This is a genomic window from Phormidium sp. CCY1219, from assembly GCF_035615515.1.
Classification (GTDB): domain Bacteria; phylum Cyanobacteriota; class Cyanobacteriia; order Cyanobacteriales; family Laspinemataceae; genus CCY1219.
Map to the genome: position 1 here is coordinate 1 of NZ_JAJENT010000480.1, position 3,880 is coordinate 3,880.

Sequence of the window (3,880 nt, forward strand, 5' to 3'; positions counted from 1 at the left end):
ACGTTACCAAAGAAGCATTTCAGTCGGTTTCAACCGACTTGAGCTATTAGACGGGGGATTTATCCCCCGGCGGGTGTTGCTATGAGACGCAGATTTATAATCCCCGGCGGATCGTGGGGTTATCAGTTAATTGAAAAGGGTACAATATCTCAATAAATATCTCATTCTCCGTTCCCTCCAAATATGATAAACTTCCAAGATAAAGACTGGCGGATCAGCTATTCCAGCAACGAAAACAATCCGATCGCAGATTTTTATATCCCCGCCCTCGAATGCGCGATCCAATACGATCGCAAGTCCGGTTTTTTCAATAGCGCGATTCTCAGCAAGGTGGGGCGGGGTTTGGGGGCGATGCTGCACAATGGCGGGCGGATTCGCTTGATTATGGGTTGTCAATTTAGCCCCCAAGATTTAGCCGCAATCCAACAAGGATATGCCCTGCGAGAGGCGATCGCGTTGCGTTTGGATGCGGAGTTAACCCCGCCGGAAAATTTCGCCCAACTCAAACACTTCGAGATTCTCAGTTGGCTGATTCAAAACCACTATCTCGATATTAAAATCGCCGTCCCCGTGAAAACCACCGGCATTCCAGAAGACTCGGAAACGGTTTGCGATCGCCATCATCTGTTCCATGAAAAAGTAGGAATCTTACTCGACGCCCAGGGGGATAAAATCGCCTTTAGCGGTTCCAATAACGAATCTCTCGCCGGTTGGGAAAATAACGTGGAATCCTTTCACGTTTATTGTTCCTGGGAAGGCGATCGCGACTTAGAACGAGTGCAAGAAGAAATTTTCCGCTTTGACCAGTTGTGGGACAATTTAGCCCCAAATGTGCAGGTATTTGATATCCCGGAAGCCGTCAAAAATAAACTGTTGCGCTACAGCGGCGATCGCCCCCCAACTTGGACGCCGCAAAGCGAATTTGACACCCGTCCTTTACCCACCGCCTCAAGCGCCTCACCCCCACTTCCAGAACCTCCAGAACCCCAAGAAACCGACGCCTTTCACCAGCTACGAACCTTACATCAATCCCCCGGTTGTCTCGACTTTTGCCTGAAATCCATTCCGATTCAACCTTGGCCGCATCAACTGAAAATTTTACGCCGAATTGCCGAAAAATTCCCCCAAAGTTTCCTGATTGCCGATGAAGTCGGTTTGGGAAAAACCATCGAAACTGGATTGATATTGCGCTACTTACTCATCAGCAAAAAAGTCAAGCGCGTTTTAATCTTAACCCCGGCCAGCATTCAACCCCAATGGCATGAAGAATTGCGAGAAAAATTTAACCTGCACTTTTGGAGTTATCAGCAAGGCGAGTTCATTCCTGCCGATCGCAACTCTGCCAAATTCACCCCGCCACCCTCAGCAAATCCTTGGGATTGTCAGAACTTAGCGATCGCTTCTTCCCATCTCGTCCGCCGCAGCGATCGCATGAGAGAATTGCTATCAGCACAACCTTGGGATTTAATCGTACTGGATGAGGCGCATCACGCCCGTCGGCAAAGTCCGCAAAACCGCAAAGACACCCCCAATCGCCTCCTGCAATTAATGCAGCAATTGACAGCACAAACGCGATCGCTGCTGTTACTGTCCGCCACACCGATGCAAATCGATGCGATCGAGATTTTCGACTTATTGCATCTGCTGGGATTGCAAGGACATTGGTCTTATGGCGATAATTTTTGTCAGTATTTCGCCTCTCTCTCGGATAAACCCGATCGCCACACTTTAGAATTCTGGCAGCAAATGGCAGTGGATTATTTCCAGGAAGGCGGTTCCCCCTGTCCCCAACTGCAAGACTACCTACAAAAGCGCGATCGCCTGATGGCATACAAACTGCGCGATATCTGGCAAACCGGCAAACCGATGGTAAACGCCAAACAATACGCCCAAGATCGACCCTTTCTCACCGCTTCCCGCCAATATCTCACCGTCAATACACCTCTCAAAGATTTGATGTTTCGCCACACCCGCGATACTTTGCGCCAATACTATCGCCGAGGATTGTTAGACCGAGATATTCCCCAACGGGAAGTCACAGATAATGCGATCGTCTTGGAAAGCGATCGGGAAATTCCCCTGTATCGCGCAGTCAGCGACTACGTTCGCCACTTTTATAATTTAGCCCAAAAAGAGAACCGCAAAGCGTTAGGATTTTTAATGACGCTGTATCGCAAACGCCTCACCAGTTCTTTTTATGCCATCCGCGAATCCCTGCAACGCCGACTCGAAGGCATCAGCTTAACCGATGACGATCTTAACGATTTAGACGATGCCGATGATGCGATTCTCGAAGGCATGGAGTCGTATTTTGAACGGGCAGATCCGGAAGAAATCGCCTATTTAGAAAACCTGTTACGCCAGTTTGAAAATACCGGCGAAGATAGCAAACTCTCTCATTTTATCGGGATTTTGCGTCAAGAACTCGCCCACCGCGAAAGTGCGATCGCTTTCACCCAATACACTGACACGATGGACTATTTGCGATCGGCGTTACAACAATTATACGGATCGCAAGTGGCCTGCTATTCCGGACGCGGCGGCGAACTGTACCAGTCGGGAAGTTGGCGAACCGTTCCCAAAGAACACATTAAATCCCAATTTCGAGAAGGACGCATCAAAATTTTACTCTGTACCGAATCCGCTGCTGAAGGGTTAAATTTGCAAACTTGTGGCCTGTTGATTAACTACGATATGCCCTGGAATCCCATGCGCGTGGAACAACGGATCGGACGCTTAGACCGCATCGGCCAACACTACACCACCGTGAGAATTCACAACTTGTATTATGATGGCACAGTGGAGGCGAAAGTTTACCGAAAATTGCGCGATCGCATCGATGCCTTTCAAACCATTGTCGGCAACTTGCAACCGATTTTAGCCCGCGTTCCCACCTTCATCGAACGGGCGGCGATGAGTGCCGATCCGGAAGAAGAAGGGGTGATGCTAAGCGAATTCGATACTGTCTTAGAAACACCGCCCTTGCGTCCCGCCTTAGAAGAAATGGTGGCAATGGATGTGGAATCCGACCTCAGAGAAATTCGCCAACCGCTACCCACCACTCCCATTTTACCACAAAATATCGAAAATTTGTTTGTTAATTCTAAACTTTTTGCAAAAATGGGAATCCAGTTCAAACCCCTGGAAAACGGGGCGATCGAGATAACCGAAAATCACCGCAAGTCTCTCGTCACCTTTTCCCCTGAAGTTTACGAACAAAATCCCTCATTGCATCTGATGAATTTTGGCAATCCCCTATTTGAAGCGTTGCTCGATCGCATCTCACCTTTTGTGTCGCCAGCCCCGTGAACGACCCGACGGCGATCGAGCAGCGGTACGGCGCGCGCTTCCAGCTTCAGGGGAAATTTCGTTTAAAAGTATAAAATCTGTCATTCCTGCTTCTCTCACATCTATCGCTAACAGCAGCCCCTGTTCCCGAGGCCAAAATACGCAAGCATTGCCTCCCTTGTGCTGACAATCCTTTAGAAAAGGGCTGCGGTCTGTCTCCTCCTAAAATTGGAGAGAACGATTAGAAGACAACTCCTAAACCATCTCCAAATTTTCTCCTCCTCCTCATGTACCTGACGAGGAACGACAAACTCTCCAAGATTTGACGGTGGAAATTGTCTGCAACTGTAATTTAGACGAGATCGTGCAATCTCATGGCATAAGTCAAATGGAGCTTAGCCAGGAAACCGGCTTATCTGCATCGGTGATTCGTTATATCTCTCATTGCTTGTCGGTTATTGGTGGTTGGTCGGGGGTTACGCCAAACTCTCTTCTTCCTGCTCGTCGCAGTCTCATTCACCAAAATCGCGATCGACTAACGCTTTTAAATCCGATTTGCTCCAGGGAGAACCATCGGGTTGCCGAGTGGATG

At 48.8% G+C, this 3,880-nt stretch carries 2 protein-coding genes; both read left to right on the plus strand.

Going from position 1 to position 3,880, the window contains the following annotated elements; genetic code table 11:
* The first annotated feature begins 183 nt into the window (after positions 1–183).
* On the plus strand, positions 184–3,309 hold the full coding sequence (locus tag LKK83_RS12315) for a helicase-related protein (protein WP_324631436.1): 3,126 nt from the start codon (positions 184–186) through the stop codon (positions 3,307–3,309).
* A gap of 367 nt (positions 3,310–3,676) precedes the next feature.
* On the plus strand, positions 3,677–3,880 hold a 204-nt coding region (locus tag LKK83_RS12320; RefSeq protein ID WP_324631437.1), incomplete at its 3' end, for a hypothetical protein.

Bases quoted from the DNA above. Each gene is read 5' to 3' on its own strand.
- LKK83_RS12315 (WP_324631436.1), top strand. From the start codon at position 184: ATGATAAACTTCCAAGATAAAGACTGGCGGATCAGCTATTCCAGCAAC.